The sequence below is a fragment of the Lentzea sp. NPDC006480 genome (assembly GCF_040611995.1).
Taxonomy (GTDB): Bacteria; Actinomycetota; Actinomycetes; order Mycobacteriales; family Pseudonocardiaceae; genus Lentzea.
This window is the reverse complement of sequence record NZ_JBEXPJ010000305.1, coordinates 1-4481: the sequence shown is the minus strand read 5'-3', so window position 1 is coordinate 4481 and position 4481 is coordinate 1. Positions and strand designations below refer to the sequence as shown.

Sequence of the window (4481 nt, the reverse complement as noted above, 5' to 3'; positions counted from 1 at the left end):
GGTTCTTCGGTGGTCGCTTCCGTTGCCAGTCCTTCGGCTTCGGTCGGTGGACTGACGCCGGACACCTCGTACTCGTTCACGGTCGTCGCCCGGGACGCCGCCGGGAACGTGTCGAAGCAGTCTGAAGCGGTGTCGGTCCGGACCGCGCCTGGTTCTGGTTCGCGGACGTTCAGCAATCCTGAGGACTTCCCCATCCGGGACTTCCAGGTCGCGGTCAGCCGAGTCGTGTCGACTGCTTCCGGTGCCGCTGCCTCGTCGGTGACGGTGCAGGTCGATGCGACGCACACGTGCTCACAGGACCTGAACATCACTTTGGTGGGGCCTAGCGGCCGGTCGTACCCGTTGCAGAGGTACGGCGGATATCCGTGCACTCCGTTGCAGCCCAAGGCGTTCACTGCCCGGGTTTCGGAACGGGCCGAGGGCACCTGGACGTTGCGGATCGGTGACAACGGTCCTGCCGACGAAGGCGTGCTGTCGGGCTGGTCGATCACGGTCTAGGCACGGCTGAGGGCGGGTGTTCCCCCGCGCCTTTCAGGGAACACCCGCCCGCTGTGGAGCCTTCGATCAGCCGATCTTCTCGATCTTCGCCTTGCGGATCAGGAACTTGCCGGGCTCGCGGACCTGTTCGAAGGCCGCGTTGTTGAGCAGCGCACAGCTGCCGGACACCGACGTCACCTTGACGGTGGTGGACTTGTTGTTGTCCAGGTTGGTGACCTTCAGCGTGGTGCCCACGGGGAACTGGTTGCTGGACGCCGCCGGAGCGCCGCCCTCGCCGGAAAGCGTGACGGTGGAACCGTTGCAGACCTGCTGACCGGACGCGCCGCTGTCGTTGCCCTGGTTCGCATCGGGCTTCGGAGCGGGCTGGGCCGTGTTCTGGCCCTGGTTGCCAGCGTTGCCTTGGTTGTTGTTGCCCTGATTGTTGTTGCCCTGGTTGGCGTTGCCGCCGTCACCCTTGCAGCCCGCCGCCTTGCGCCGCTGCTGGATGAGGTCGACCACGGCCTGCCGGTTCGCGATGCGGGCCTCGGACTGCGAGTCCGGGTTCGACTTCTGCCCCGCGATGAAGTTCAGGTTGTTCTGCAACGCCTTGTCGAGTCCGCCGCAGTCCTCACCGGACGTCGTGGCCTGGCCCTTTTCCGCCTTCGCCTCGACCTTCTTGCCACAGCCAGCCGCCGCACGCCGCTGGTTGATGAGGTTGACCACCGCCTGCCGGTTGGCAATCCGAGCCTCCGACTGAGCATCGGGGTTCGCCTGCTGCCCGGCGATGAAGGTCAGGTTGTTCTGCAGGGCGGTGTCCAGTCCGCCGCAGTCCTCAGCCGCGTTCGAGTCGGTGCCGCTGAAGGCGAAGATGCCACCGGCGACAGCAGCGACCGCGAGCATGGCGCCCGCGCCGATCATGGCGGGCTTGCGGTGTCGAGCGCCCATTCGATTCTCCTCGGGGGTGTTTCGGTGTTGTACCGGTGACTACGGGGAGGTCACGGATGGGGTTCAAATCGGACTAGACCACGTTGGTTTTAAATGCTTTTAAGGTTTTGCCGCGGTGGTGATCTTGCTGGTCAGGTGCTGTTTTTGCTGGTTCGGACGTGGTTCGGTTCGTGGTCCCTCGAATAGACCAAGACGGTGGGACCGGTGCGCGTGGTGGTCTGGACCAGGCCGTTCGGCGGGGGTCGTGGTTCGACTGGATTCGACGCTGACCGGGCCGCCGTTCGACTGCGGTCGGGCACGCTGGCCGGCTGGGGATGTGCGACGTGAGCGGCACGGTGAGCGGCTGAGATGCGCGGGGCTGAGCAGCTGGAGCGCGTTCCTGGCGGAGGTCCGGCTGTGGGGGCGCCGGTTCCTGCGGGAGGTCACCTGTCCCGCACGACGCCGCCTCGCGAGGGTGGGCGCGCGTTCTGCACTGGCAGGTTTGTGAGGGCCGGCGCAAGTTCCAGCGGAGGGGTCGCCTGCCGTGCTCACGTCACCTTGTGAGAGTGGGCGCGCGGGTGGCATACGAGCCGGGTCAATTCATCGCCGCTTCGCGACGATTGCGATTGGGGCTGCGTCATGACCACTTGCTCTGATTTGCAGAGCTTTAAGAACTGCTCGCTTCGCATCGCACTTGTGGCCTTGCTGCCTGACGCGCTTTCGCTCGTGCCTGCGGGAGTCGGCGGGCAGCTTCGATCTGGGGCGTGCGCGGCTCCGAGTGGTGTTGTCTGAGCGGTCAGGTCCGCCGCCGCCCGCCTTCCGCATATTTGCGGGGTGGATGACCATGGTTTCAGGACATCTACTAGACGGGGCCAGGCGTGGATCAGGACATATCTCACCCGTCCGGGTGATGCCCTGCAGATCTGAAAGCTTGGCCATCTGCCGTTGGCCACCGCGGCCGGGTTGGCGGTGCGCGCCTGCTGGTGTCCTGCCCCGGAAGCGCTAATCCGTCGCCGGGCTACTTGACCAGCCGGAAGCCAGGCTGCGCGACCCAGGCCCGCAGGAAACCCGCGGTTCCGAGCACCATCGGACACCCCTCGTCAGTGAGGCCCAGCACCCCTGGAAGTCCGGCGACCACCGCCTCCTGTCCTTCCGCCAGTTCGGCCTTGACCAGCCCGCCGAGAACATCGACGACTGCTGCGGTGAGCAGGGCCGTGGCCACATGGTCGATCCCGCGGTTGCAGCCGGCGCTGACATTCACGGCATGGGTCGGCTTGAAGCCGAGGACTGCTTCCACCTCGGGCTCGTCCGCGTGCTCGGCCTCGAAGATGCTCTCGTCGCCGACCCCAGGCCCCATCAGGCAAACCAGAAAGGGCTGACCGCCGTCGTCCTGCTGCGCATCCAGTCCAGCCGCCTCAGTGCCCAGGCGCTCCATCGGCACGTTGACGTCGAAGTACCCCTCACGCAGCTGCTCGAAGTGGGTGGAAAGCCCCCGCATCAACGCACCGAACTCACTCAAAGCAGCCGACGAAACAGGCTCCGCAAGCTCGATCACCAGCGTCGGACCAGCCACGCCGGGAGCCTAGCCTTCCGCCCAGTCCGACACCGCTCAGATTCTCGTCACAGCGAACCCAACAGGCCAGGGCATCGACCATCAACCCGGCGAACCTTCCCGGTCACGGCACTCGACGCCTGACTGGTGGCTCGGCAACCATCCTGCATCTCCCCAGGCGAGTTCAGGCCAGGGCGGGGATCGACGTTCGGGGTGGTGCTGTGGGCATGGGTCGTAGCGCGGGCGGCGTTGGGCCGGGCGGCCAGGGGGTGTGGAGCTGATTGGTTCTTGGGCGGCGGGCCGGGTCGATGTAGCCCGGTGGGTGGAAGAGCGGGATTCCGTTGGCCATCTGGATTTTCCACGCGGAGTGGTGGACCAGGTTGTGGTGGCGGAGGCAGAGCAGGGTGAGGTTGCTCAGGTTGGTCGCGCCGCCGTTGGACCAGTGCTGGACGTGGTGAGCTTCGCAGTGTTTCGGGGGTCTGGTGCAGCCGGGGAAGGCGCAGCCCTGGTCGCGGGCCACGAGCATGCGGCGCAGGCCCGCGTTGATGGTTCTGGTTTTGCGGCCCACGTCGTGGATTTGGAAGCGGCTGCCGAGCAGCATCGGGATGAGGCCGCTGTCGCAGGCGATTTTGCGAACCTGGTTCATCGGGATGTGCTCGCCGTTGTCGAGGCGGGCGGTGCCGATGCCTTGGCGGAGGTTGTCGTAGTCGACGGTGACGGTGAGCTGGACTCGTTCGCCGCCGGAGATGCGGTGGTGGTCGGCGCGGGCGGCGAGGTTGATGATCTCGCAGAACGCGTCGCCTTCGCGTTCGGGGGCGAAGCGCAGGTCGTTCGGAGTGGGCTTGGCGAGGGCGTCGATCTGGGCGTCCAGCTCGGCGCCGGTTTCGGCGTCCACGTCGGCGAACAGCTGATAGCGGCCGCCCTGCCACTTGCGGCGCACGACATTGCGCGGCTGGACCGGTTCGGGTTCTTTGGGTTCGGGGCCGTCCTGGTCCATGAGGTAGGCCAGCTTCTCGCAGTACTTCTTGACCGAGAGCGGCTCGTGCTGCACCGCGTACTCGACGAGGGGCTTTTCCGCTCTGGCCGGCAAGTCGGCCAGCGCTTCGGCCAGGACGTCGACGTGGTCTTCCGACAGCGCGCCTTCGGCCATCGCGGCCGCGACTGCGGGCAGCGCGGGCTCCACAAGGGAGCCGGTGGGCGTGATCGTGGGACACAAAGCCTCCGCCTGCTTGAGTTTGCGGCGAGACACCTTCGGATCCCAGTGCGCGACGTGCTTGAAGACCTCGATGAGATCCTTGTATCCCAAGGACTCCGCCGCGCCTTGCTGCTGCAGCGCGCCGATGATCTCCAGGATCTCGAACTGAAGCCGTTGCTGCGCACGGACTTTCCGCTTGAACTCAGCAAGGAGCTCAAGCGGGGCGGAAAGTCCGAGGGCTGACAGACCCACGGACGTGACACCGGCCAGCCACGCCGGATCGATCTCCGAGGCGTCGTCGATCAGATAGGCCGGAGTGCCGCCACGTGCCGC

Annotated in this window: 4 protein-coding genes; 1 reads left to right on the top strand and 3 read right to left on the bottom strand. The window is 66.3% G+C overall.

Annotated features, from left to right (window positions below):
* On the top strand, window positions 1-498 hold a 498-nt coding region (locus ABZX92_RS45245; protein ID WP_355572262.1), incomplete at its 5' end, for a proprotein convertase P-domain-containing protein.
* A 66-nt stretch (window positions 499-564) separates the two neighbouring features.
* Here the strand turns inward: ABZX92_RS45245 and ABZX92_RS45240 are convergent.
* The 3 genes from ABZX92_RS45240 to ABZX92_RS45230 all read right to left on the bottom strand — a co-directional run.
* Window positions 565-1347, bottom strand: coding sequence for a hypothetical protein (locus ABZX92_RS45240; protein WP_355572264.1), 783 nt, complete (start codon window positions 1345-1347; stop codon window positions 565-567).
* 1072 nt (window positions 1348-2419) lie between these two features.
* Window positions 2420-2974, bottom strand: a complete 555-nt coding sequence (locus ABZX92_RS45235; RefSeq protein WP_355572261.1) for a DUF6368 family protein — start codon at window positions 2972-2974, stop codon at window positions 2420-2422.
* Between the two features lie 163 nt (window positions 2975-3137).
* A partial coding sequence (locus ABZX92_RS45230) for a DUF222 domain-containing protein (RefSeq protein WP_355572259.1) occupies window positions 3138-4481 on the bottom strand: 1344 nt, incomplete at its 5' end.